Source organism: Pseudomonas sp. VEM90 (genome assembly GCF_054611535.1).
Genome location: NZ_JBTRAR010000014.1, coordinates 1 through 22,365, shown reverse-complemented (window position 1 = coordinate 22,365; position 22,365 = coordinate 1). Strand labels below are relative to the sequence as shown.

General features: G+C 62.0%; 19 protein-coding genes and 1 pseudogene. 11 read left to right on the top strand and 9 right to left on the bottom strand.

Annotated features, from left to right (window positions below; genetic code table 11):
• Window positions 1-92: 92 nt before the first annotated feature.
• Genes ACYCCG_RS14825 through ACYCCG_RS14810 form a run of 4 tightly spaced genes read left to right on the top strand, consistent with a single transcriptional unit; the run spans window position 93 to window position 3,922 of the window.
• Window positions 93-1,157: an acyl-CoA dehydrogenase family protein gene (locus ACYCCG_RS14825; protein WP_339443358.1), complete on the top strand. Its 1,065-nt coding sequence runs from the start codon at window positions 93-95 to the stop codon at window positions 1,155-1,157.
• Window positions 1,154-1,975: an ABC transporter ATP-binding protein gene (locus ACYCCG_RS14820; protein WP_176682486.1), complete on the top strand. Its 822-nt coding sequence runs from the start codon at window positions 1,154-1,156 to the stop codon at window positions 1,973-1,975. The genes ACYCCG_RS14825 and ACYCCG_RS14820 overlap by 4 nt, the downstream gene beginning before the upstream one ends.
• Window positions 1,962-3,167 carry an ABC transporter substrate-binding protein gene (locus tag ACYCCG_RS14815; RefSeq protein WP_339443357.1) on the top strand — a complete coding sequence of 402 codons (1,206 nt, stop codon included), beginning with the start codon at window positions 1,962-1,964 and terminating at the stop codon, window positions 3,165-3,167. Before ACYCCG_RS14820 ends, ACYCCG_RS14815 begins: the two co-directional genes overlap by 14 nt.
• Window positions 3,167-3,922 carry an ABC transporter permease gene (locus ACYCCG_RS14810; protein WP_176682488.1) on the top strand — a complete coding sequence of 252 codons (756 nt, stop codon included), beginning with the start codon at window positions 3,167-3,169 and terminating at the stop codon, window positions 3,920-3,922. Before ACYCCG_RS14815 ends, ACYCCG_RS14810 begins: the two co-directional genes overlap by 1 nt.
• 111 nt (window positions 3,923-4,033) lie before the next feature.
• Here the strand turns inward: ACYCCG_RS14810 and ACYCCG_RS14805 are convergent, their stop codons facing one another.
• Together ACYCCG_RS14805 and argC are read right to left on the bottom strand one after the other, a co-directional pair.
• Entirely contained in the window at window positions 4,034-4,720 is a 687-nt protein-coding gene (locus tag ACYCCG_RS14805; protein ID WP_176685734.1) for a GNAT family N-acetyltransferase, read from the bottom strand.
• Window positions 4,721-4,797: 77 nt separating this feature from the next.
• Entirely contained in the window at window positions 4,798-5,739 is a 942-nt protein-coding gene (gene argC, locus ACYCCG_RS14800; protein ID WP_339443354.1) for an N-acetyl-gamma-glutamyl-phosphate reductase, read from the bottom strand.
• Window positions 5,740-5,895: 156 nt separating this feature from the next.
• Here argC and ACYCCG_RS14795 point away from each other — a divergent pair, with 156 nt between their 5' ends.
• Window positions 5,896-6,774: a LysR family transcriptional regulator gene (locus tag ACYCCG_RS14795; protein WP_176685732.1), complete on the top strand. Its 879-nt coding sequence runs from the start codon at window positions 5,896-5,898 to the stop codon at window positions 6,772-6,774.
• A gap of 75 nt (window positions 6,775-6,849) precedes the next feature.
• On the opposite strand, the gene ACYCCG_RS14790 is transcribed toward ACYCCG_RS14795, so the two are convergent.
• Entirely contained in the window at window positions 6,850-7,500 is a 651-nt protein-coding gene (locus tag ACYCCG_RS14790) for a TIGR04211 family SH3 domain-containing protein (RefSeq protein WP_176685731.1), read from the bottom strand.
• Window positions 7,501-7,780: 280 nt separating this feature from the next.
• Between ACYCCG_RS14790 and ACYCCG_RS14785 the strand changes: the two genes are divergently transcribed.
• Entirely contained in the window at window positions 7,781-9,124 is a 1,344-nt protein-coding gene (locus ACYCCG_RS14785; protein ID WP_209966733.1) for an OprD family porin, read from the top strand.
• A 174-nt stretch (window positions 9,125-9,298) separates the two neighbouring features.
• On the opposite strand, the gene ACYCCG_RS14780 is transcribed toward ACYCCG_RS14785, so the two are convergent.
• The gene (locus tag ACYCCG_RS14780; RefSeq protein ID WP_339443349.1) at window positions 9,299-11,044 is read right to left on the bottom strand and encodes a BCCT family transporter; all 1,746 of its coding nucleotides are present in this window, start codon (window positions 11,042-11,044) and stop codon (window positions 9,299-9,301) included.
• Between the two features lie 314 nt (window positions 11,045-11,358).
• Here ACYCCG_RS14780 and ACYCCG_RS14775 point away from each other — a divergent pair, with 314 nt between their 5' ends.
• The 4 genes from ACYCCG_RS14775 (at window position 11,359) to ACYCCG_RS14760 (ending at window position 13,571) form a co-directional block, all read left to right on the top strand.
• Window positions 11,359-11,676: a hypothetical protein gene (locus tag ACYCCG_RS14775; protein WP_004577480.1), complete on the top strand. Its 318-nt coding sequence runs from the start codon at window positions 11,359-11,361 to the stop codon at window positions 11,674-11,676.
• Between the two features lie 8 nt (window positions 11,677-11,684).
• Entirely contained in the window at window positions 11,685-11,885 is a 201-nt protein-coding gene (locus ACYCCG_RS14770; RefSeq protein ID WP_012271937.1) for a DUF1289 domain-containing protein, read from the top strand.
• A gap of 49 nt (window positions 11,886-11,934) precedes the next feature.
• Window positions 11,935-12,576 (top strand): LysE family translocator, encoded by a 642-nt coding sequence (locus tag ACYCCG_RS14765; protein WP_209966729.1) that lies wholly within the window; start codon window positions 11,935-11,937, stop codon window positions 12,574-12,576.
• Window positions 12,577-12,782: 206 nt separating this feature from the next.
• Window positions 12,783-13,571 (top strand): substrate-binding periplasmic protein, encoded by a 789-nt coding sequence (locus tag ACYCCG_RS14760; RefSeq protein WP_209966727.1) that lies wholly within the window; start codon window positions 12,783-12,785, stop codon window positions 13,569-13,571.
• A 68-nt stretch (window positions 13,572-13,639) separates the two neighbouring features.
• Here the strand turns inward: ACYCCG_RS14760 and ACYCCG_RS14755 are convergent, their stop codons facing one another.
• Genes ACYCCG_RS14755 through ACYCCG_RS14745 form a run of 3 tightly spaced genes read right to left on the bottom strand, consistent with a single transcriptional unit; the run spans window position 13,640 to window position 17,712 of the window.
• Window positions 13,640-14,983 carry a c-type cytochrome gene (locus tag ACYCCG_RS14755; RefSeq protein WP_339534960.1) on the bottom strand — a complete coding sequence of 448 codons (1,344 nt, stop codon included), beginning with the start codon at window positions 14,981-14,983 and terminating at the stop codon, window positions 13,640-13,642.
• Window positions 14,984-15,001: 18 nt separating this feature from the next.
• Entirely contained in the window at window positions 15,002-17,257 is a 2,256-nt protein-coding gene (locus ACYCCG_RS14750) for a xanthine dehydrogenase family protein molybdopterin-binding subunit (RefSeq protein ID WP_339443345.1), read from the bottom strand.
• Window positions 17,257-17,712 (bottom strand): (2Fe-2S)-binding protein, encoded by a 456-nt coding sequence (locus ACYCCG_RS14745; protein ID WP_176685723.1) that lies wholly within the window; start codon window positions 17,710-17,712, stop codon window positions 17,257-17,259. The genes ACYCCG_RS14750 and ACYCCG_RS14745 overlap by 1 nt, the downstream gene beginning before the upstream one ends.
• A 267-nt stretch (window positions 17,713-17,979) precedes the next feature.
• Between ACYCCG_RS14745 and ACYCCG_RS14740 the strand changes: the two genes are divergently transcribed.
• On the top strand, window positions 17,980-20,166 hold the full coding sequence (locus tag ACYCCG_RS14740) for an OsmC domain/YcaO domain-containing protein (RefSeq protein ID WP_003256021.1): 2,187 nt from the start codon (window positions 17,980-17,982) through the stop codon (window positions 20,164-20,166).
• A gap of 209 nt (window positions 20,167-20,375) precedes the next feature.
• Here ACYCCG_RS14740 and ACYCCG_RS14735 read toward each other — a convergent pair.
• Both ACYCCG_RS14735 and ACYCCG_RS14730 read right to left on the bottom strand, forming a co-directional pair.
• A pseudogene (locus ACYCCG_RS14735) lies at window positions 20,376-21,254 on the bottom strand (DUF6708 domain-containing protein).
• Window positions 21,255-21,258: 4 nt separating this feature from the next.
• Window positions 21,259-22,149: a hypothetical protein gene (locus tag ACYCCG_RS14730; protein ID WP_459670931.1), complete on the bottom strand. Its 891-nt coding sequence runs from the start codon at window positions 22,147-22,149 to the stop codon at window positions 21,259-21,261.
• Between the last annotated feature and the right edge of the window lie 216 nt (window positions 22,150-22,365).

The following is a 22,365-nucleotide window of genomic DNA, read 5'->3' as shown; positions in this document are numbered from 1 at the left end:
GTGATAATGGCCATTACCAGGCCGTTGTAGGAGCGGCCTTGTGCCGCGAACGGGCCGCAGAGTGGCCCCGGCGTTCCCTAAGGAGCAAGACCATGCAAGATTGTGCATTTCGACACTGGCTGGATGCCAATGCCGAGGCCATCGATCGGGGCCTGTGCGAACCGCAGCAGGTGCTGGCCCAGATCGCAGAATCGCAGTTGCTGCGCACTGGAGTCGACCCAGCGCTGGGCGGTACGGGCGGGCAGGTGACCGACGCGGTCGAGGCCATCGCCGCCATTGCCAGCCGCTCATTGGCTGCGGCGTTCGTCTGCTGGGGCCAGCGTGCCTTCATCGAATACCTGCTGCACAGCCCCAACCAGCCCCTGCGTGAGCGCCTGCTGCCGCGCCTGTTGACTGGTGAACTGGCCGGTGCCACCGGGCTGTCCAACGCCATGAAATTCCTGTCCGGCATCGAAGCGCTGCAGGTGCGTGGCCGCCCGACAGCCGATGGCTGGAACCTGGAAGGGCGACTGCATTGGGTGACCAACTTGCGCAAAAGCGGCTTCGTGGTGGCGGCGGCCATCGAGGATGAAGCCGGCGGCGCGCCGTTTGTGCTGGCCATTCCTTCCGACGCTCCAGGCCTGGAGCGTTCTGATGATCTACAACTGATGGGCCTGCAGTCGAGCAACACGGCAGCACTGGCTTTTCACCAGGTGCCGCTGGTGCGCGACTGGCTGCTGCATGAAAATGCACGCGAATTCCTGCCCCGGGTACGCCCGGCATTCCTGGCGCTGCAATGTGGCATGGCCATTGGCCTGGCGCGACGGGCGCTGGAAGAGGTTCAGGCGCACCTGCATGGCCGAGCCTCGTTCCTCGATGAAGCCCGTCAGGTGCTCAGCGAACGCCTGGAAAACACCGTCAGCGAGCTCAAGCAGGGCTTGCTCGAAGGTCGCTTCCAGCAGCAGCCGGCGGCCTTGTTCAAGCTGCGCATCATCCTGGCTGAAAGTGCTGCCGACGCGGTACAACTGGAATTGCAGGCCAGTGGCGGCAAGGCTTACCTCAGCGAATATGGCGAAGGGTTCGCCCGCCGCTGGCGCGAGTCGGCCTTCGTTCCGATCGTCACGCCCAGCCTGGTGCAGTTGCGCGCCGAACTGCAACGCCAAGCAGGCGTTGCATGAGCGCAGTATTGCTGGAGGCCCGTGACATCCGCCTGGGCTACCCGCGTGAGGATGGGTGGCAGCAGGTACTGGCGCAGTTCGACCTGCAGCTGGCGCCGGGTGAAGTCGTGAGCATTCTTGGCCCTAGCGGTGTGGGCAAGTCAAGCCTGCTGCGGGTGTTGGCAGGGCTGCAGCAGCCTGGCGGCGGCAGCGTGAGCTTGCACGGCCAGACCCTGCAGGGGCCGCACCCGCGTCTGGCGGTGGCCTTTCAGGACCCCAGTCTGCTGCCATGGCTGAGCCTGGAGAAAAATGTCGCCTTCGGCCTGGATTTCGCCCGTCAGCCCAGGCTGGCTGATGCCGAACGACGTGCACGCATCGACCATGCGATTGCCGCTGTGGGCCTGGCCCACGCCCGTGGCCAGTACCCGGCGCAGTTGTCTGGCGGCATGGCCCAGCGCACCGCGCTGGCCCGCTGTCTGGCACGCCAGCCCGAAGTGCTGCTGCTCGACGAACCGTTCGGCGCGCTGGATGAAGTGACTCGCGCCGACATGCAGCAACTGCTGCTGCAACTGATCGCCACCCACAACACGGCGGCGGTGCTGATTACCCACGATATCGACGAAGCCTTGCTGCTGTCTGACCGGGTTCTGCTACTGGGCAACCACCCAGCGCACATCCTCGGCCAGTGGCACATCGACCTGCCGCAACCACGGACGCAGCGGGTCGAAGAACTGGGTGCTTTGCGTATCGAAATCCTGAAAACCCTTCGGCGGGCAAGCCGCACAGTCGAACCTACCCCAACCCCGTTGCCCTCGGAGGCTGTCCATGTGCATGGATGACTGCTGTTCCTCTTCTTCGCGTCGTGATCTTCTCAAGCTCGGCGCCATGCTCACTGCTGCCGGTGCATTGCCGTTGCTGTCGAGCTTGCAGGCGCGTGCCGCTGCCGAGCCGGACGCGCCGGTGCGCATCGGCTACCTGCCGATCACTGACGCCACGCCGCTGCTGGTGGCACATAACAACGGCCTGTTCGAGGCCGAAGGCATCAAGGCTGAGCGCCCGGTGCTGCTGCGCAGCTGGGCGCAGGTGATCGAGGCATTCATCTCCGGCCAGGTCAATGTCATACACCTGCTTTCGCCGATGACGGTATGGGCGCGCTATGGCAGCAAGGTGCCCGCCAAGGTGGTGGCTTGGAACCACGTGGGCGGTTCGGGCCTGACTGTTGCGCCGGATATATCCGAGGTGAAACAGCTCGGTGGTAAGACAGTGGCCATTCCGTTCTGGTACTCGATCCACAATGTGGTACTGCAACAGATGCTCAACGACAACGGCCTGACGCCGGTGTCGAAGCCGGCCAATGCGCAACTGGCCGCCAACGAAGTCAACCTGCTGGTGCTGCCGCCATCCGACATGCCACCCGCCCTGGCCAGCAAGCGCATTGCCGGCTACATCGTTGCCGAGCCGTTCAACGCACTGGCCGAGAACCTCAAGGTAGGCCGCGTGCAGCGCTTTACCGGCGATGTATGGCGCAATCATGCGTGCTGCGTGGTGTTCATGCACGAGCATGACCTGAATAACCGCCCGGAGTGGTCGCAGAAAGTGGTCAACGCCATCGTCAAGGCCCAGCAATGGACCCGTGACCATCGCACCGAAGCCGCCGCATTACTTTCCCGGGCGGGCCCCAACAAGTACACCCCCCACGAGCCAGCGGTGCTGACCAAGGTCCTGGCGCCAGCCGCCGAAGACCGTGCTGGCTACATTGCCAGTGGTGCCATTCGCCATCAGCAGTGGGACGAAAAGCGCATCGACTTTCAGCCATACCCGTTCCCGAGTTACACCGAAGAGCTGGTCAAGCGCCTGAAAAGCACCCTGATCGAAGGCGACAATGCGTTCCTTGCCGGGCTGGATCCGGCGTATGCCGCCCGCGACCTGGTCGACGATCGCTTCGTGCGTAATGCCATCGCGACGGTGGGGGGACCGTCGGTATTCGGCATTGCCGACAACTTCGAGCGTAGCGAGGAGTTTGCGGTCTGATGCGCACGCATGTCGTACATGCCGGCCTTGGGCTGGTCGGGTTGCTGGCCTTGTTGCTGCTATGGTGGGCCGGTGTTGCAGTGTTTGGCCAGGCCGACGGCCTGTCGGCGCGCTTTTCGCCGGCGGCAACCCTGGCCAGCCTGGTCGAGCTGCTGGGGCAGGGCGAGGTCTATGGGCATATCTGGGTCAGCCTCAAGCGCATCCTGATTGGGCTGCTGCTGGCGCTGCTGATGGGGGTACCGTTAGGCTTGCTGGTAGGCAGCTACCGGCACCTCGAGGCGGCGACCACGCCGGCATTCCAGTTTCTGCGCATGATATCGCCATTGTCGTGGATGCCTGTGGTGGTGATGCTGATGGGCGTGGGTGACCAGCCGATCTACTTCCTGCTGGCGTTTGCCGCATTGTGGCCGATCTTGCTGAACACGGCGGCAGGGGTGCGTCAACTGGACCCGCGCTGGCTGCAACTGAGCCGCAGCTTGAGTGCCACGCGCTGGGAAACCTTGTGCAAGGTGATCGTGCCGGGGGTGATCGGTCACGTGCTGACGGGGGTGCGCCTGGCCATCGGTATTCTGTGGATTGTGCTGGTGCCGTGCGAAATGCTTGGGGTGAGTGCGGGGCTTGGGTATTTCATTCTTGATACCCGTGACCGGCTGGCGTATTCCGAACTGATGGCCATGGTGCTGCTGATTGGCGTGCTGGGGTTTGTGCTGGATGCCCTGGCGCGTGGGCTGCATCGACGCTGGGTGCATGGCTGAAAGGCCAATGGGGCTTCTTCGCGGGCTCGCCCGCTCCCACAGGTACATCACCGGCCTTGGGCCTTACGGTATTCCTGTGGGAGCGGGCAAGCCCGCGAACAGGCCCTTGGATCAATGCACGGTTTTGCGCTGGCGCACACATTCCCGGGCTTGAGCGGCCAGTTCATCCAGCCGCTCATCGCGCATCTGCTCCGCTTCGATCATCGCATCCTCACCCTGCTGGTTAAGCAGATAGGTGTGAATCTGCAGCACTTCAGCCGTCTGATAGATGGGCGCAATGTCCAGGCGCCCGATCAGCGCACCACTGGGCTGGCCGGTACTGCTCATCAGCACCTGCGGGCCGTTGGCGGCCACCACTTGCATGCCCATCGCCTCGAACCATGGCACTTGGTTGGCAAAGGCGTTCAGCTCCACGCAGGCATGGCGTGACTGCAGGTCGCCCAGCAGAGCACGGGCGATGCCCTGGCGGCGATGGTTGGCGGAAACGGCCAGAAAGGCCAATGCACAGGCCTGCCCATCGTCCTGGGCTGGCAGCGACAGAGCAAAGCCCAGCAACTGGTCCGGTGCTTCGGCATCCAGCGCCAAGGTAAGCGCCACCGCCAGACCGCGGGTACCGTCCAGCGCTTGCAGGTACTGGTGTACTTCCATGCCGACGCCGTACTGGTACAGCGGGTACAGCGGGTTGTCGACGGCGATGGCGACACTGCTCAATTCGCCGACATTGTGAATGACCAGCTCGCGGATCTGGTTCTGGAAAGATTCGGGCGGCACGCTGTCGAGGCGGCTCAGGATGAACATCTGGGGGGCTCCGGCGGATGAGAATACAACCCGCGCTGTGTTGGCGCGGGTTGTACAGTCTAACCGGTTTTGCCGTATCAGCCGTGTGCCTGTAAGGCACCGAGCATCAGGTCGAGGTTTTGCACGGCAGCACCAGAGGCACCTTTGCCCAGGTTGTCGAACACTGCGGTGAGCAGTACCTGGCCATGCTCGGGGTTGGCGTACAGCGCCAGGCGCAGGTCATTGCTGTCATTCAATGCCTCGGGATCGAGGTTTGCCGCAGCGCCGCACTGATGCAGGGGCATCACCTGGACATGGCGGGCACCCTGGTAATGCTGTTCCAGGCAGGCTTGCAACTGCTCGACGCTGATGTGTCCAGGCAGCAGGCGAAGTTGCAGAGGAATGCTCAGCACGATGCCTTGGCGGTAGGCGCCATAGCCGGGCATGAACATCGGCCGCGCCGACAACCCCGCATGCTGCTGGATTTCCGGTACGTGCTTGTGCGCCAGCTCCAGGCCATACAGCTGTAGCGCAGGGGCTTTGGCGGCGCCGGGCTGTTCGTGCCGCTCGACCGCCGCGCGACCACCGCCGGAGTAGCCTGACACGGCGTGGATGTTCAGCGGGTAGTCCGCAGGCAGCAAGCCGGCCTTGACCAGTGGGTGCAGCAGCGCGATGGCGCCGGTGGGATAGCAGCCGGGGTTGCTGACACGCTTGCATTGCGCGATACGCTCGGCTTGCTGTTCGTCCAGTTCCGGCAGGCCATACACCCAGCCTGGTGCGGTGCGGTGCGCCGAACTGGCGTCGATCACCCGCACCTGCGGGTTGTGGATTGCGGCCACGGCCTCGCGGGCGGCGTCGTCGGGCAGGCACAGCAGGGCGATGTCGGCGCTGTTGATCGCTTCGCAGCGGCGTTGCGGGTCCTTGCGCTCTGCCTCGGGGAGGGTCAGCAGGCGAAGGTCGGTACGACCCTTCAGGCGGGCATGGATCTGCAGGCCTGTGGTGCCTTGGTCGCCGTCGATGAAAACAACAGGGGTGTGCATGGTCGGGGTCCGGTTGGAGAAAGATGGCCTATGCTCGCCCGTAGCTTTGGTAATGAAAATTTGAATATGATGATCGATATATTCAGGTTTTCTGAATGACTTTTTGAAATGCGTGGTGACCCTTTGGGTGTGCCCGCGAAAGGGCCGGCTCTGACAATGCGCGAAATCAGCCTCGACCGCCTCCGCACACTGGTGGTCATCAGCGACCTGGGCTCCTTTGCCGAGGCTGCCCGCCAGCTTAACCTGGCGCCGCCCACCATCAGCTTGCACGTGGCCGAGTTGGAGGCGCGTATCGGCGCCCCGTTGCTCACCCGCACCCGCGGCCAGGTGCGGCCTACCGTCATCGGTGAAACACTGCTGGGGCGTGCCCGACGCCTACTGGCGGACGCTGACTTGGCGCTGGACGAAGTACGCCGGCAGGTCGAAGGGTTGACCGGGCGTGTGCGCCTGGGCGCTTCCACCGGTGCCATCGCCCATTTGCTGCCGCAGGCATTGGCGCGCCTGCGTGTGGAGCACCCGGGGATCGACGTCCAGGTACAGGTGCTGACCTCCCAGGCGTCGCTCACGCGCTTGCGTGAGGGCACACTGGACATCGGCCTTGTGGCCTTGCCGCAGGTGGCCGGCAAAGGGCTGACGGTCACCCCCTGGCGGCGCGACCCGATCCTGGCGTATGTGCCGGCCGACTGGCAGCCGCCGGCCAGGATCACCCCGGCGTGGCTGGCGCAACGGGCGTTGATTCTCAACGACAGCACCACCCAGCTGTCGCGGGTTACCGGCGAGTGGTTTGCAGCGGCGGGGTTGTACCCCGAACCGCGCATCGAGCTGAACTACAACGATGCGATCAAGAGTCTGGTTGGCGCCGGCTATGGGGCGACATTGTTGCCGCAGGAGGGGGAGGCGACCGAGTTGGACCGGCGCATTGCCCGCCGACCGCTGCGGCCCGGGTTGTGGCGGCAGTTGGGGATTGCTTGTCGGGAGGGGCAGGTGGAGCGGGCCACGGGGTATGTGCTGGAGGCGCTGGAACGGTTGTTGTAGAGGCGACTCCACTATTCCGCTATAGCAAGGCCTGTGGCCAGGCCTGCACGTTCCAGCTCCAGCGCCTTGCCGAACTCAGAACCAGCGATCGTTCTTCTTGCGCCCACGGGTCAGTGCCGGCAGGATCAGCCCCGCCAGCAAGCCTGCACCGGCAATGCTGCCGCCATACACCATGTAGCGCATCATCACCTGCTTGTTCTCATCCCCCAGGCGGGCCTGGGTATCGCGCAGGTCCGATTGGCTCTGATCGAGCTGCTCGTTCAGTGCCTTGTTGCGTGCCTCCAGCTCGTCAATCAGCTGCTTGCGCGAATCAAGTGTTTCCTGCATGCCCTGCACACGGTTCTTCCAGTTGTCGTCGATGGTCTTCAACTGCCCGGTCAGTTCGGCGACCTGGGCATCGAGCAATGGCAGGCGCTCGTTCTGCCCGGGTACCGTCTGCAGGTCGTTGCTGAGGATCCACACCACATCTCCGTTCTGCCCACGCACCCGGCTGTAATTGCCCTGGCTGCCGAGCAAGGTCAGCTTCTGACCGGACTTGAGCGTGCCGACAATGCGGTGCCCGTCGGTCGGGCCGCTGCGCACATAGGTGCTCAGGCTGTCGCTGACCCAGCGTGCGTCGCTGGCAGGCTCTTCGGCGTGCACGGGGGCGGCAATACCCACCACGGCGGCAATCAGGCCGATGCGCAGGGCAGGGAGGGCGGAAGCATTTGGGCGGGAATCGGGCATGTTGGGTCTTCGCTGAATTCGCTGGAACAGGACAAAAAGTAGGCCCGGTGACTGGGCCGATGAACCGGTCGGTGAGTTGACCGTCAGCGAAAGACCGTTTTTTTGTCAGCAGGTTCACTGCCTGACGTCGGAAATATCTGCAGAATGTTGCAGTACTTCACTCAAAGCGCTGCGTTGCCGATGACGCAATTGTAATGCGCCGATCACCTTGGCGTTATCTGCCGGCCGTCAATCTCGGCCCGCCGACATAACAACAAATGCGACGTTCAAGGAGCATCGGATGACGTGTAGATCACCCCTGACACTGGCTGCTTGCCTGGCGCTGGCCAGCGTTGGCAGCCAGGTTGTTGCTGCAGAAAAAAGCGCGGACGGCTTCATGGAGGGCAGTACCCTCAGCGTGCTTAACCGCAACTTCTATTTCAACCGCGATAACCGCGATTCTGCGGCCCCGACACACAACCCGGGCAAACAGCCTGACAGCGGCTACTCCGAAGCCTGGGGGCACGCCGTGATTACCCGATTTGAGTCGGGCTTCACCCAGGGGGCTGTGGGTGTTGGCCTGGATGCGTTTGCCATGCTTGGCCTTAAGCTCGACACTGGCGGCGGCCGCAACGGCGGGCGCAGTTCCTTCGACGTATTGCCGGTCGACCGCGACGGCCAGGCACGTGACGAGTACACCAAGGTGGGGGGCGCGGCCAAGGTGCGACTGTTCGACACGGTACTGAAGGTGGGCGATGTGTTCCCGGCCAACCCGGTGGTGGCTGCTGGCGACTCGCGGCTGCTGCCGGAAAGCTTCCGTGGGGTGACCCTGGAGAACAACAGCATCAAGGACCTTGCCCTGCAAGCCGGGCGTCTGCATGCCATGAGCCAGCCGATGTCCAGCGACCTGCGGGAGAACTTCGTGACGTTCTATGGCGGCCCGGTCGATTCGCCGTGGATCGCCTATGGCGGCGGTGACTACACGCTCGATGAGCATGTCAGCGTCAGCCTGTTCAGTAGCCGGCTCAAGGATGTGTGGAACCAGTACTACGTCGGCACCAGCCTGAGCTGGCCGCTGAGCGAGGAGCTGGCCCTGATTGGTGGTTTCAACTATTACAAGGCTGTTGATGAAGGGCAGCAGCGCCTGGGCGCCTTTGACAACGATATCTGGAGCGCCAAGCTGGGCGTGCGCTTTGGTGCTCACACCCTGGCCCTGACTCACCAGCGCAACAACGGCGACGACGACTTCGACTACCTGCGCCAATCCGACTCGATCTTCCTCGACAACTCCATCCAGTACAGCGACTTCAACGCGCCCAAGGAGCGTTCATGGATGCTGCGCTATGACCTGAACATGGCCACCTACGGCGTACCTGGGCTGTCGTTCATGACACGTTACGGCAAGGGTACCGACGCCGATTACTCCAATGCCAACGCCACTTACATGCGCCGCGACGTCGCGGGCAACCCGCTGACCGACCAGAAACGCTGGGAACGTGACATCGAGGTCAAATATGTGGTCCAGACTGGCGCGGCCAAGGACCTGTCGTTGCGGGTGCGCCAGGCCACCACCCGGGCCACGGCGTTCGAGTCGGACCTGGACGAAGTGCGGCTGATCGTGGAGTACCCGTTGTCGATTCTGTGATTCCACTTTGGCAACCTCGTTGCTCCTTTGGTCTGGGTGGATTTTCTGGCGCTCCGCTTGGGGCGCCTTTTTTATCGGCGTCATCGCGGTTAAACCTGCATTGGCATCAGATGGTCAGCGGCCGCGTGCCGCGATCGGGCTGCACAGCAGCCCGTGGCTTTCTGCTTGGCGCAGTCAGTTGCTGGCTACTTCGGCCTCTGTCGCTGTCTTGGTCGATGCCTTCTTCTCCTGCACTACAATGTAGAACTCCTCTCCATGCTTCACCGCCCCATACAGTACGGCCTTCTCGATCAGCTCGTTGCCGCGTAGGTGGCGCAGCATCATCGGGTCCTTGCGCAGGTCGCGGTACAGCGCCAGGCATAGCAGTACCATCACCACCACGAATGGCAAGGCCACGACGATGGTCAGGTTCTGTAGCCCGGTCAGCGCCTCGCCAGGGTTACGTGGGTCGCCGATCGCCAGCATGATCGCCGCCACCGTACCGGTCAGCGAGCCCCAGAAAATCACTGTGCGTCGTGATGGCGCGGTGGTGCCGTGTTCCGACAGCGTGCCCATCACCAGCGAGGCGGCGTCGGCACCCGAAACGAAAAAGATGCCTACCAGGATCATCACCAGCACCGAGGTTGCCGATGCCAGCGGGTAGCTGTCCAGCAGCTGGTACAGGGCGTGGTTACTGTTGACCGCACCGTTGGCCAGCTGGAAGGCGCCTTCGCGCACAGCGTCGATGGCGGCACCGCCGAAGATGGTGAACCACACCAGGCTGACCAGGCTTGGCACCAGCAGCACCCCGGTCACGAACTGGCGAATGGTGCGACCGCGGCTGATGCGGGCGATAAACATGCCCACGAAAGGCGTCCAGGAGATCCACCAGGCCCAGTAGAACACGGTCCAGCCGGCCAGCCAGCTGTTCATCTGCTCGCCGCCGCTGGCGTTGGTGCGGGCCATCATCTCCGGCAGCATCTTGATGTAGATGCCGAGCGAGGTCGGCAGCAGATTGAGCATCAGCAGCGTCGGCCCGACCATGAACACGAACACTGCCAGCACCAGTGCCAGCACCATGTTGGTGTTGGACAGCCACTGGATACCCTTGCCGATGCCCGACACCGCCGAGGTGACGAAGGCAATGGTCAGCAGTGTGATGATCGAGATGTAGAACAGTTTACCGGGGCTTTCGATCCAGCCGTTGTATTCCAGGCCGCCGGCGATCTGCAGCGCGCCAAGGCCCAGCGAGGCGGCCGAGCCGAACAATGTGGCGAAGATCGCCATCATGTCGATCAGGCGGCCGAGTGGGCCGTTTGCGTGCTTGCCGATCAGCGGCCGAAACGCAGCGGAAATCAGCTGCGAGCGGCCACGGCGGAAGGTGCCGTAGGCGATTACCAGGCCAACGATGGCGTACATGGCCCAAGGGTGCAGGGTCCAGTGGAACAGGGTGGTGGCCATTGCCACCTGCATCGCTTCGCTGGTCTGCCCGCTGGCTGAGCCTGGCGGCGGCGATATGTAGTGCGACAGCGGCTCGGCCACGCCGAAGAACATCAGGCCGATGCCCATACCGGCGCTGAACATCATCGCTACCCAGGACACCGTGCGAAATTCTGGCTGTTCGCCATCGCGGCCCAGCGGCACCCGCCCGTAACGGCTGGCGGCCAGCCACAGCACGAACACCACGAAGAGGGAGGAGGTGAGCACGAAGAACCAGCCGAAATTGAGAATGACCCAGGATTGCGCGCTGGAGGCGCTGCTGGCCAGGCTGGCCTGGTTGAGGAAGCCCCAGAGCACGAAAGCGATGGCCAGGAGGCTGGTGAAACCAAAGACGATCCAGTCAAGCTTGCCCTCGAAATGCCGATCCTGGCGGGCTTCTGCGGTTTTCGAGGGGTCTGTGACGCCAAGATCGAGTGTTTCGGGGATGTGTTCCTTTGCCATGTATGATGAGGCCCCATTTGTGTATTGCCTGAACGCGCAGGCTTGTTGTGTGGGCTGCCGAGCGCGATGACGGCCTCGGCGGGGTGGATTGCTGGCGGGATTATCCTGCGCAGCAGATGGCGGCTCATGTCCCCATAACGTCCTGGGGCGTCCATTACGCGACTTGGCAAATACTTTTAGTTCTGGGGGCAGTGGCCCTTTCTGCCTCGGCTTCTGGTACCCTGATGGGCACAACCCGGGCCCGCACATACGAGCATCGTAGAAGCGCTGCTGCTTGCGGGCCTGGCCGCACCAGGAAACGGAGATTCGTCATAATGGCCACTGACCGTGTGAGCCTGATTCATTTCGATAAATTGAGCATGAGCCCTGCCGCTGCCGATCGGTTCCAGAAAGCCCTCGACGCGCTGGAAGCGCTCAAGCTGCAGGACCGTTACGTGTATCTCATCGCTCCCTATCTGGGTGATATCGCTGACGCCTCCGACGCCGAGCAACTGGCCACAGCCCTGGAGCAGGGCTTGCGCGTGGTCGAAGAGTTGCTGGTGGCCAGGTCGGTAACCAAGGTCAAGGCCGAGGAAGTGCGCCAGGTGTTCCACAGCGCTGGCGAACGTGCGCGGGCAGAGCTGCCTGGCTGAGTAGTGGCATGGCCAAAGACATCGACAACCCCTGCGTCTCGTTATGCCAGCTCAACAGCGAACTGTGCGTGAGCTGCGGCCGCACCCGTGACGAAATCCGCAAGTGGCGGGGCATGAAGAGGCCCGAGAAAATGGCCACTGTGCAGCGGGCGGCGACGCGAATGAAGGCTATCGCCAAGAAGGCGGCAAAGCGGCAGAATGCCGACTGAACCTGCCCAGAATTGACGCAGCCTTTCCTGATTGTCTGACGAGCCTGAAATGGATTCTCACTCGCTGTTCGCATTCACCCTGGTCGCCGCCATCGCGATCGCCAGCCCCGGCCCTGCCACCTTGATGGCTATCAACAACAGCCTTGCCCATGGTCAGCGCAGCGCGATCTGGTCGTCGCTGGGCAATGGCACGGGCCTGTTCTGTTTGTCGGCTGCAGCCATGCTGGGGCTAGGCGCACTGCTGGCCAGTTCTGAAGTACTGTTCAATGCCGTGAAGGTTCTGGGGGCGGGCTACCTGTTCTACCTGGGGGCGCGACAACTGCTGAAGAAGAGCCCGATGCTGGGGCAGGGTGCCGCAGAGCGTACGGCCAAGGTGCGACCCTCGCCGCTGAAACTGTTCAAATCGGCCTTCCTCACTGCAGTAACCAACCCCAAGGCAACCCTGTTCTTTACTGCACTGTTCCCGCAGTTCATCGACCAAGGGGCTGCATTGTTGCCACAGTTTCTGACCTTGACCGGGATCTTCGTGGCCTTGTCGCTGACTTCGCTGAGCGTGTATGCCGCTTTGGCTGCGCGGGCCAAGGGTGTGCTGACCCGGCCGTCGCTGTCGCGCTGGGTGAGCCGGGTGGTGGGCACCACCTTTATCGGTTTTGGCGCGGCGATCCTGGCGATGCGGCGGCAGGGAGGCTGAAAAGCCCAAGTGTCGCCGGCCGTGCAGCTCCTCACTGTCTGTCCTTTGGCAGATTTTTCTACTGGACGATGAAAGGCTCGTCTGCGGGTTGTTGATGGTCCAGACTATCTACAGTGCGCGGATGATAGCTGCAGGCGACCACAGTAGGTGGCAGCCTTGGGCTACCACGCCGGGTCGCCGGGTGTTTCATGTGCCGAGGGTCTTGGATGATCGAGCGTTGCTTTCGCCACGCCTTGCTCATGGTGTACCTGTCGCTGCTGCCTCTGGCTGCGGTAGCGGATGATGCATGCCTACGGTTGACCGCCACAGGCAACCCGGAATACCCCCCCTACCTGTGGCGCGATCCGCTAAACCCTCAACAGTTGATCGGTGCCAATGCCGACTTGCTCAGGTACCTGGGCAAGCAGTTGGGCCTGGAAATAGAGGTGGTTTACGCCGGGCCGTGGTCGCGAGCCCAGGAAGAAGTGCGCACCGGGCGGATCGACTTGATGGCCGGGTATTTCCTGACCGAAGCGCGCCGGCAGCATGTGGACTACATTACCCCGCCGTTCTTGCGCACACCCAGCGTCATCTGGGTGCACCAGGATAATGCCTTTGCCTACCAGCAATGGGCCGACCTCAAAGGCCGCAAGGGTGGCACTCTGGTCAACAACAGCCACGGCCAACAGTTCGATGAATACGCCCAGGCCAATCTCACCCTCGAGGCAGTGCCCAGTGCCAGGCAGGCGTTCGAGAAGCTGATGCACAAACGCAGCGATTACGTGGTGTACGAGCAGTATCCTGGCATGGCGCTGGCGCGCACGTTGGGCATCGCAGCCACTGTGCAGGTGTTGCAGCCACCCGTGTCCAGCGAAGGGTTGTACCTGGCAATCTCACGAGAGTCGCCCTGCAACCGGCCACCGCTACGTGAGGCGCTGGCGCGGGAAATGGCGAAGATCGTTGATGAGGCCATGCCCGAGCAGTGGTTGAAACAGAATCTGGAACGGTGGCAGTGACAGAGTGGCTAAGGTGCTTCGCGGTCTTTGTGGGAGCAGCCTTGCGTCGGTACATGTACTACTCCAGTTCAACGCATATGCAAGATGATGGGGCTGCTGCTGGCCGGATCGGTATGGCCACGCAGCTTGCCTACCGCCTGCGCATCCACCGCACCACCCTGGTTGCCCCAGGCCGTACGCACAAAGCTGAGCACGTCGGCAATCTCCTGATCTCCCAACTGTTCGCGGAAAGCCGGCATGCGATAGGCGTCCGGCACCCCTGCAGCCACCACCCGCTGCGAACCATTGAGCGTGATATTGATTGCCGAGGCGTCCTCCTTGGCCAGTGCCGAGGTCGCTCCAGCCAAGGGCGGCATCCACTCGGCCTGGCCCTTGCCGTCCAGGCCGTGGCAAGACGCACAGCGTGTCACGTAGGTGCGCGCTCCTGGGCTGTCCAACCGTATAGCTACCGATTCGGCTTGGTATTGCCACGGCGCGCCGTCACGTTGAGGGTCGCCGGGCAGCGACTTCAGGTAGTGGGCGATGGCTGCCAGGTCGTTGTCATGCATGAATTGCGTGGAGTTGTTGAACGCCTCGGTCATCGAACCGAATACCACTGCATGCCGGTTGCGCCCGGTCTTCAGGAACTGCGCGATCTCCGTCTCGCTCCAGCGCCCCAGCCCTGTGTTGTGGTCGGCGCGCAGGCTGGGTGCATACCAGCCATCGAGCAGTGCACCGGACAGGAACGGCTTGCCGCTGTCATCCAGCGCTTTTTCATTGAACGCCAGGCCGCGTGGCGTGTGGCAACTGCCGCAGTGTCCGGGGCCCTGGACGATATAGGCGCCACGGTTCCACTGTGCATCCTGCCCGGTCTTGTCGGTGTAAGGCGTGGTGGCGGCAAACAGGCCGTTCCACAAGGCGATGGGCCAGCGCAGGTTCAGCGGCCAGGGGATGTCGCTGGCCAGGTTGGCCTGCCGCGCCGGTTGCACGCCGTGCATGAAGAACGCATACAGCGCCTTGACGTCATCATCGCTGAGCTTGGCGTAGGACGGGTAAGGCATAGCCGGGTACAACCGCCGGCCACCGGGCGCGACACCCTGGCGCACGGCGCGGTCGAAGTCGGCCAAGGTGTAGTTACCGATACCGCTGTCGCGGTCAGGGGTGATGTTGGTGGCGTGGATGGCCCCCAGCGGGGTGGCCATTTCAAGTCCGCCGGCGAACGGCTTGCCATCCGGCAGGCTATGGCAGGCCACGCAGTCACTGAGCCGGGCCACGTATTCTCCGCGGCTGACCAGCGCCGGGTCGGCAGCAGTGGCCTGCGCGTCGGCAAACGGCGATGCGGGTTCACGGGTGACATACCAGGCCAGCAGGCCCGCCGCGACCAGGCACGGCAGCGCCAGCCAGCCAGCGGTTCTTGCGAAACGATGGGTCATGAGGCGTCCCTTGTGCGATCAGCTGAAGGTGTGGCGGCTCAATGGCAAACTGCGCACGCGCTGGCCGGTGAGCTGCGCGACCGCGTTGGCCACCGCCGGGGCCACGGCGGGTAGCGGTGGTTCGCCGATGCCGCCCATCTTCGCCCCGCTTTCGATGATGCGCACATGCACCCGGGCCATGCGCGAAGGCGGCAGGATCGGGTACAGGTCGTAGTTGCGCGCGCGCGGCTTGCCATCCACGTACACCGCTTCTTCCACCAGCGTCTGCGACAGGCCGAGGGCGACGGCGCCATTGACCTGATGCTCGATGATCGCCGGGTTGACGATGCTGCCAGGGTCGATGGCTTGCCAGATGTCGTGCACCTTGACCTGGCCGTTGTCGATCGAAACCTCGGCAATGACCGCAGCCTCCGAGCCGAACGGTGAGGCCATGGCCACGCCGCGTGCACGCTTGCTGCCGTCCTCGGCGGTGAACGGCCCGCGCTTCCAGCCGCCGGACAAGTCGGCCACAGCGTTCAGCAGGTTGGTCAGGCGCGGGTTGTCGCGCAGCAGGTGCAGGCGCAGCTCAAACGGGTCCTTGCCACCTTTATCAGCCAGTTCGTCGAGGAATGATTCGTAGAAGAAGTCGTTCAGCGAGTTACCTACCGAGCGCCAGTACCCGAGCATGGCCGGACCTTTGACATAGATCTGGGCAATGCGCTTGTTGGCGATGGCGTAGGACTTGCCTGATAGCCCCTCGAGCGCGGTCGGGTCGATCTTTTCCCCTTGTTTGCCGGCAAGGGCCTCGGTTGGGCCCTCGGTGGCGCTTACCGCTTCGAGCGCCACGGGCATACCGTCTGCGTCCAGCCCGGCGCGGAACTTCACCACTGCGACGGGGCGCAGTACATCGCGCAAAAATTCCTCCTCGCGGCTCCAGATAAGCTTCACCGGCCGGCCAACCGCCTTTGCCAGGGCAATGGCCTGCGGGTAGGGGTTGGCAGAGTCGTACAGAAAGTGGCGGCCAAAGAAGCCGCCCAGCAGCGGCGAGTGCAGGTTGATTTGTGCAGGCTCCAGGCCGGTGCGTCTGGCAATGTCGTCACGGAACATGTCCGGGGCCTGGTTGGGTAGCCAGACGTCGAGGCTGCCGTCCGGGTTGAAGCGGGCGAGGGCGGACGGTGGCTCGAGCTGGGCATGGTTCAGGTACTGGTTGTGGTAGCTGGCCTCGACCTTGGTCTTGGCATTGGCCAAGGCGCCGGCAATATCCCCTTCGTTCTCTTCATCGCGTGCCGGCCCTTGCACCGTCGCGAGGTGTTCGCGCCAGGCGTCGCTGGAAAAATCGGCCGGCATCGGCCGCACTTTGCTGTCGGCGGCCGGCTCTTTCCAGTCCACCTGAATCGCCTCCACTGCACGCTTGGCGTGCCACCAGCGCTCGGCAACCACGGCCACGGCGCCTGGCAGCTGATGCACCGAATTTACGCCTTTCATGGCCTTGACCTGGTCTTCGTTGCGCAGGCTACCGACCGTCATGCCCAGGCGCGGTGCATGCTGCACGGCAGCGTGGAGCATGCCGTCGACTTTGATGTCGATGCAGTACTGGGCCTTGCCGGTGGACTTGTCGTAGGCATCCAGGCGGCGTATGGGCTTTCCAATCCAGCGAAACTGGCTGGGGTCGCGCAGCTTGACGCTGGCCGGGTCGGGCACCGGCAGGTCCATGGCGCGACCGGCCAGCTCACCGTAGGGTACGGAACGTCCGGTCGTGGTATGTACCACGTTACCCGGCGTGGTAGAAAGCTCATCCACCGGTACACCCAGGTGTTCGGCGCCCGCCTGCAGCAGCATGCCCCGGGCGAGCGCGCCCAGACGGCGCATGGTCGGGTAGCTCATGCGCACCGACATGCTGCCACCGGTGATACGCATACCGTTCTCCATCACCACGTAGGCTTCGCCCGGTGGTGCGCTATCGACCACGAAATGGGCCGGGTCGACATCCAGCTCTTCACCCACAATTTGCGCCATGGCGGTGAAAGGGCCTTGCCCGCCTTCCATGAAGGGGCTCAGCAGGCGCACCGTGCCATCCGGGCGAATCTCCAGAAATGCAGGCACCTGGGTGCCGCGTTCCGTAGTTGCCGCAGCGGCGGCGGCTGCCTGCACGCGGGCCGAGCCCATGGGCAGGCCGAAACCTAGCACCAGGGCACCGACTGCGGTGCCGGCAAGAAAGCGCCGACGTGACAGGTTGACCGTTTCGCCCCGCTGCAACCTGAGTAGTTCGGCAGGCGTATCGACTGGCGTGTTCATCAGGCCTGTTCCCCCTGGGCCAGCTCATGCACGGCGGCATGGATGGCGTTGTAGGTGCCGCAGCGGCACAGGTTGACCATGGCTGCATCGATCTGCGCATCGCTGGGTTTTGGCGTGTGCTTGAGCAGCGCCGTGGCCGCCATTACCTGGCCGGACTGGCAATAGCCGCATTGAGCCACCTGGTGCTCGACCCAGGCGGTGACTACCCGTTTACCGACGGGGTCGGCCTCGATCGCCTCGATGGTGGTGACCTCGCGCCCCACCACACCGGCCACCGGTGTAACGCAGGCGCGCACCACATTGCCGTCCACCAGCACCGAACAGGCGCCGCACTGGGCCAAGCCGCAGCCATACTTGGTACCGGTCAGCCCCAAGTCATCGCGGATTACCCACAGCAGGGGCGTGTCGGCGTCCGCCTCGACCTGATAGGTCTTCTGGTTGATGCGTAGTTCCATGGTTTCACCTGCCCGTCACGGTTGTTGTCGCTGTGTTTCTGCATGGGGAATACGTTGTCCCCCGGTGCAGAAACGCTAGCACAGGAGGATGACCGCTGGTCTGGTGGCGGGGGTGGCTTCAGAGGATCAGGCAAGTAATCCGGCGGAATACGCAAGCCAGCTTCGAAAAATCAAGCCTGCGGTCGGCGTTGAACAGGACTTGCGTAACGAAAACCCGGATAATGCCGGCCAATTTCGTTTTGCACGCTTAAATCACGGTAATCCCGCATGGAAATCAAGGTCAATTTTCTCGACAATCTCCGTCTCGAAGCCAAATTCGATGACTTCACGGTGATCGCCGACCAACCTATCCGCTACAAAGGCGATGGTTCGGCCCCCGGCCCGTTCGACTATTTCCTGGCGTCTTCGGCCTTGTGCGCGGCTTACTTCGTCAAGCTGTACTGCCAGACCCGGGATATTCCCACCGAAAACATCCGCCTGTCGCAGAACAACATCGTCGATCCGGAAAACCGCTACAACCAGATCTTCAAGATCCAGGTCGAACTCCCCGAGGACATTTCCGACAAGGACCGCCAGGGCATCCTGCGTTCCATCGACCGCTGCACGGTGAAAAAGGTGGTGCAGACCGGCCCTGAGTTCGTGATCGAAGTGGTCGACAACCTCGATGCCGATGCCCAGGGGCTGCTGATGCCGGTGTCGGACACCAGCACCTATATCCCTGGCAAGGACCTGCCGCTGGAGCAGACCATTGCCAACATGTCGGGCATTCTTGCCGGGCTGGGGATGAAGATCGAGATCGCCTCTTGGCGCAACATTGTGCCCAACGTCTGGTCGCTGCACGTACGTGATGCGCAGTCGCCGATGTGCTTTACCAACGGTAAAGGGGCCACCAAGGAGGCTGCGCTGGCCTCGGCGCTGGGCGAGTTCATCGAGCGCCTCAACTGCAACTTCTTCTACAATGACCAGTTCTGGGGCGAAGACCTGGCCAACGCGCCGTTCGTGCACTACCCGAACGAGCAGTGGTTCAAGCCGGGCCCGCGCGACGCGTTGCCGGCCGAGATCCTCGATGAGCACTGCCTGGCGATCTACAACCCTGACGGGGAGCTGCGTGGTTCGCACCTGTATGACACCAACTCGGGTAACACGGCGCGGGGCATCTGTTCGCTGCCGTTCGTGCGCCAGTCCGACCAGCAGGTGGTGTACTTCCCGTCCAACCTGATCGAAAACCTGTTTCTCAGCAACGGCATGAGCGCGGGCAACACCTTGGCTGAGGCGCAGGTGCAGTGCCTGTCGGAAATCTTCGAGCGCGCGGTGAAGCGCGAAATCCTCGAAGGCGAGTTGTGCCTGCCGGACGTGCCGCAAGAGGTGCTGGCCAAATACCCGGCGATCCTCGCTGGCATCCAGGGCCTGGAAGAGCAAGGCTTCCCGGTGCTGGTCAAGGATGCGTCGCTGGGGGGCGAGTTCCCGGTCATGTGCGTGACCTTGATGAACCCGCGCACGGGTGGCGTGTTTGCCTCGTTCGGTGCCCACCCGAGCCTGGAAGTGGCGCTGGAGCGCAGCCTCACCGAACTGCTGCAGGGCCGTAGCTTCGAAGGCCTGAACGACCTGCCGCAACCCACCTTCGAAAGCCACGCGCTGACCGAGCCGAACAACTTCGTCGAGCACTTCATCGACTCTAGCGGCGTGGTGTCATGGCGTTTCTTCAGCGCCAAGGCCGACTTCGAATTCGTCGAGTGGGACTTCTCCGGGCACGGCGAGGACTCCAACCAGCAGGAGGCCGCGACCCTGTTCGGCATCCTCGAAGACCTGGGCAAGGAAGTGTACATGGCGGTGTACGACAACCTTGGCGCCACCGCGTGCCGCATCCTGGTACCGGGCTATTCGGAAATCTACCCGGTCGAGGATCTGATCTGGGACAACACCAACCGCGCCTTGTCGTTCCGTGCCGACATCCTCAACCTGCACAGCCTCGACAGCCGCTCGTTGAAGCTGCTGCTCAAGCGCCTGGACAACTGCGATGTGGATGACTACACCACCATCACCACGTTGATCGGTGTGGAGTTCGACGAAAACACAGTGTGGGGCCAACTGACCATTCTCGAACTGAAGTTGCTGATCTGCCTCGCGGTACAGCGTTTCGAGGACGCCAAGGAACTGGTCGAGGCATTCTTGCAGTTCAACGACAACACCGTAGACCGCGGCCTGTTCTACCAGGCGCTGAACGTGGTGCTGGAAGTGCAGCTGGATGACGAACTGGAGATGGATGACTACGAAGCCAACTTCCGCCGTATGTTCGGCAATGCGCGCATGGACGCGGTATTGGGTTCGGTGGACGGCAGTGTGCGCTTCCATGGTCTGACCCCGACCAGCATGAAGCTCGAAGGCCTTGATCGCCACCTGCGCCTGATCGACAGCTACAAGAAGCTGCACGCGGCCCGGGCCAAGTTCGCCTGACAGGCGCTGCGCCCAATTATCGCCGGCAAGCCAGCGCCACAGGTATTGCACCGCTCTTGAGATTTGTGCCGAACCTGTGGACGCTGGCTTGCCTGCGATAAGTCAGGAGTCGTCCTACAGCCCTTTGATCTGGGCGCCATCCCCATTCTGTCTTGCCGCGTTGCCATCCAGGCGCATAGCGTTCTCTTCCTATCCACTTCAGGTGGTGACTATTCGGGCTTAGCAGGCCCACCTTCGAAAGCCTCCGCCGGTGGTGGCGCTGCACGGACATTGAAAAGCTTGCAGACACAGTACCAACAGAGAGCGACGGTCAGGTTGTAGGGGAACAGCACCGCCCAGAACGGCAATTGCCAGTTCTTTTTGCCCTGCATTTCACCGGGCTCACCGGTTCGCCAAGGGGCGTAGTGGCGCCAGGCTTATGCCGGGGTCAGGCAGATGGCGTGCAGTGGCTTGTGCCACCAGTTGGGTTCACCGGGCGGGGGGAGTTTGTCCGGGCCGTGGTCCATGAAGTGGCGGAGGTATTCCCATACCTCGGCTACATGCTTGACGCCGGGTTCGGTGGGTTCGTTGCTGTCGACCCAGAGGCAGTCTTTTTGATGCAGGCTGCCGTCTTCGCGGCGGGGGGCAAAGGCGAGGGCATAGCTGGTAGTGAAGGAGGAGCCGCCGAATTCTGTGCGTTTGAAAATACCGCCTCCAGTGTTATTCCAATCAATAACTATGACTGTATTTATGCGTTTGTAATATATTTTTTTGGTGGCTCTATTGAGGTATATGTCAGAGAGTTTTTTTATTAAGAAAACACGGCAGGCTAAGAATGGAGTAAAAATAAATGGTCCGAGGAGCTGTATTGCAATAAATACATATGCCCCTTCCTGTTGGTAATTGATTGAGTGGGTGAAAAAGCCTGTGTAGGATACAATCGCGATGGCTAAAATCGTGGCGGTATACATCTTGGCCATGAAGACTGAGTCGGAAACCCATGGATTTCTGAGCTGCGCTAATGTAGTGGTTATTTTGCTGATCTGTCCGTGGATCTTTGGTTTGATATAAGTGTTTTCGTGTGGGCTAAATAACCATGTTGTGGCCACAGTGCTACCTCTCGACATGAAGGGTTGAGGTTGAATGAGTGTTGGCGGATAAGCCTTGGTTTGGTAGAAAGCTTATTAATAGAGTGCCACTTTTTGCTCTGGCTCTATCGATTCTGTAATGTAGAACAAGGCCTGCGCAAGTTAAGTGGCAGGTCGGCTCAGTCTTTGAGGGGGTTGCCTTGCTGTCGAAGTCCAAGGTGCTTAAGGTGCCATGCCATAAGCTCTGCCCTATAATGAAGTCTTTTAGGAGTACGGTTAGTTCAATGGTGGCCATGCCCTCGTCTACATGGCTATGGATGATTGTTGCCCAATCTGGTGTTGGCCACTGATTTTTGATACTCAATCGTGTAGTAAGCCCTTCAAGATTTAGGCGTGCTGTTTGTTCAGCAGTCAGAGCAATGGGGGCGTAGATCTGAGTATGCCAGGCTTCAAGCTCTTCGTTGATATTGGTGAAGCTTGGGAGAAGTTTCTGGTGGTCTAACTTAATCCCAGAACGGATTTCGCCATCGTTCTCTCTTGTGCCAAAAATACTTCTGCTTGCCCAAAGCTCTATCGGAGTATGGAGGCGCTCATGTGCTTTAGCGTGTAGGTAAAGCCCACCGACAAGCACGATAGCACCGACAAGCACGAGACCCGCAGCAGCCCAGCCTGCGAAGGGGATTAAAGATGTTGGGCCAGAAATCGCGAGGCTAGCTTCCAGTATAAGAGCGGATCCAGCGGCAGATGTGAATCCACCAGCAGCAGTATACGCACCTGATAGAGCCCCCCCATTTCGGGACTGTCGATACCCTTTTAATATGTCTGAGGTTAGTCCAAGGATAATCGCCGGGTAGCCAGAGGCGCGGGCGAATAAATTGCTACTTAAGTGCTTTACTATGCCATTTCCAAACGCCATTCCTGGCGCCGTAGAACTGAACTTGATGACTACGGCTTTATGCGTGGCCCGCACGCTAACCAGCGTCACTACCGCCGCGCCGATCACCCCCCCCCGGTGTCAGGATAGTTGTCGCCTCGCCAGATTTACCTGAAACCAGACCCCGGGGGCGGAAAGAGAGCCGTTGTGCCGTACTATTCCTCTGAGCGCAAAGCCGAACTGCTCAAGATGCTGGGT

Excerpts from the sequence above, each read along its gene's own strand:
- ACYCCG_RS14780 (WP_339443349.1), bottom strand. The coding sequence starts at position 11,044 with ATGGCAAAGGAACACATCCCCGAAACACTCGATCTTGGCGTCACAGAC.
- ACYCCG_RS14755 (WP_339534960.1), bottom strand. The coding sequence starts at position 14,983 with ATGACCCATCGTTTCGCAAGAACCGCTGGCTGGCTGGCGCTGCCGTGC.
- ACYCCG_RS14785 (WP_209966733.1), top strand. The coding sequence starts at position 7,781 with ATGACGTGTAGATCACCCCTGACACTGGCTGCTTGCCTGGCGCTGGCC.
- ACYCCG_RS14805 (WP_176685734.1), bottom strand. The coding sequence starts at position 4,720 with ATGTTCATCCTGAGCCGCCTCGACAGCGTGCCGCCCGAATCTTTCCAG.
- ACYCCG_RS14775 (WP_004577480.1), top strand. The coding sequence starts at position 11,359 with ATGGCCACTGACCGTGTGAGCCTGATTCATTTCGATAAATTGAGCATG.
- ACYCCG_RS14815 (WP_339443357.1), top strand. The coding sequence starts at position 1,962 with ATGTGCATGGATGACTGCTGTTCCTCTTCTTCGCGTCGTGATCTTCTC.
- ACYCCG_RS14820 (WP_176682486.1), top strand. The coding sequence starts at position 1,154 with ATGAGCGCAGTATTGCTGGAGGCCCGTGACATCCGCCTGGGCTACCCG.
- ACYCCG_RS14795 (WP_176685732.1), top strand. The coding sequence starts at position 5,896 with ATGCGCGAAATCAGCCTCGACCGCCTCCGCACACTGGTGGTCATCAGC.
- argC (WP_339443354.1), bottom strand. The coding sequence starts at position 5,739 with ATGCACACCCCTGTTGTTTTCATCGACGGCGACCAAGGCACCACAGGC.
- ACYCCG_RS14740 (WP_003256021.1), top strand. The coding sequence starts at position 17,980 with ATGGAAATCAAGGTCAATTTTCTCGACAATCTCCGTCTCGAAGCCAAA.
- ACYCCG_RS14765 (WP_209966729.1), top strand. The coding sequence starts at position 11,935 with ATGGATTCTCACTCGCTGTTCGCATTCACCCTGGTCGCCGCCATCGCG.
- ACYCCG_RS14825 (WP_339443358.1), top strand. The coding sequence starts at position 93 with ATGCAAGATTGTGCATTTCGACACTGGCTGGATGCCAATGCCGAGGCC.
- ACYCCG_RS14770 (WP_012271937.1), top strand. The coding sequence starts at position 11,685 with ATGGCCAAAGACATCGACAACCCCTGCGTCTCGTTATGCCAGCTCAAC.
- ACYCCG_RS14750 (WP_339443345.1), bottom strand. The coding sequence starts at position 17,257 with ATGAACACGCCAGTCGATACGCCTGCCGAACTACTCAGGTTGCAGCGG.
- ACYCCG_RS14760 (WP_209966727.1), top strand. The coding sequence starts at position 12,783 with ATGATCGAGCGTTGCTTTCGCCACGCCTTGCTCATGGTGTACCTGTCG.
- ACYCCG_RS14730 (WP_459670931.1), bottom strand. The coding sequence starts at position 22,149 with ATGGCGTTTGGAAATGGCATAGTAAAGCACTTAAGTAGCAATTTATTC.
- ACYCCG_RS14810 (WP_176682488.1), top strand. The coding sequence starts at position 3,167 with ATGCGCACGCATGTCGTACATGCCGGCCTTGGGCTGGTCGGGTTGCTG.
- ACYCCG_RS14790 (WP_176685731.1), bottom strand. The coding sequence starts at position 7,500 with ATGCCCGATTCCCGCCCAAATGCTTCCGCCCTCCCTGCCCTGCGCATC.
- ACYCCG_RS14745 (WP_176685723.1), bottom strand. The coding sequence starts at position 17,712 with ATGGAACTACGCATCAACCAGAAGACCTATCAGGTCGAGGCGGACGCC.